Source organism: Paenibacillus sp. J5, assembly GCF_054955055.1.
The window spans coordinates 1-582 of record NZ_JBUEDD010000044.1; the positions used below are offsets into that span (position 1 = coordinate 1).

Annotated in this window: 5 tRNA genes; all 5 read right to left on the reverse strand. The window is 50.0% G+C overall.

What is annotated here, in order from left to right:
- Nucleotides 1-3: 3 nt before the first annotated feature.
- Nucleotides 4-78 (reverse strand) — tRNA-Glu (locus ACY1JZ_RS26025).
- 14 nt (nucleotides 79-92) lie between these two features.
- Nucleotides 93-181 (reverse strand) — tRNA-Ser (locus ACY1JZ_RS26030).
- A gap of 20 nt (nucleotides 182-201) precedes the next feature.
- Nucleotides 202-291 (reverse strand) — tRNA-Ser (locus ACY1JZ_RS26035).
- 3 nt (nucleotides 292-294) lie between these two features.
- Nucleotides 295-370: transfer RNA gene (locus ACY1JZ_RS26040), tRNA-Asn, on the reverse strand.
- Between the two features lie 5 nt (nucleotides 371-375).
- Nucleotides 376-451 (reverse strand) — tRNA-Ala (locus ACY1JZ_RS26045).
- Between the last annotated feature and the right edge of the window lie 131 nt (nucleotides 452-582).

Below are 582 nucleotides of genomic sequence, written 5' to 3' on the forward strand. Positions count from 1 at the left end.
TAATGGTGACCCGTAGGGGATTCGAACCCCTGTTACCTCCGTGAAAGGGAGGTGTCTTAACCCCTTGACCAACGGGCCTTATGTAGATCGAACGGAGAGAGAGGGATTCGAACCCTCGCACCGCTTAACGCAGTCTAACCCCTTAGCAGAGGGTCCCCTTGAGCCACTTGGGTATCTCTCCAAAGCATATAAATTTCAGAACGGAGAAGGAGGGATTCGAACCCTCGAGACGCTTGTGACGCCTACACGATTTCCAATCGTGCTCCTTCGACCAGACTCGGACACTTCTCCATATGGCTCCCCGAACAGGACTCGAACCTGTGACAACTCGGTTAACAGCCGAGTGCTCTACCAACTGAGCTATCAGGGAATGTTTGGTGGAGCCAAGGAGGATCGAACTCCTGACCTCCTGCGTGCAAGGCAGGCGCTCTCCCAGCTGAGCTATAGCCCCACATGAATGAACTTACTGTCAGGATTACCATAGTCTGATCTAAAGGCTTCTATATGATCATCATCAATATTCTGCGCTTTAGTTCAGGTTCATAGTTACACCCTGAAAACTGAATACGATATTTATGAAAC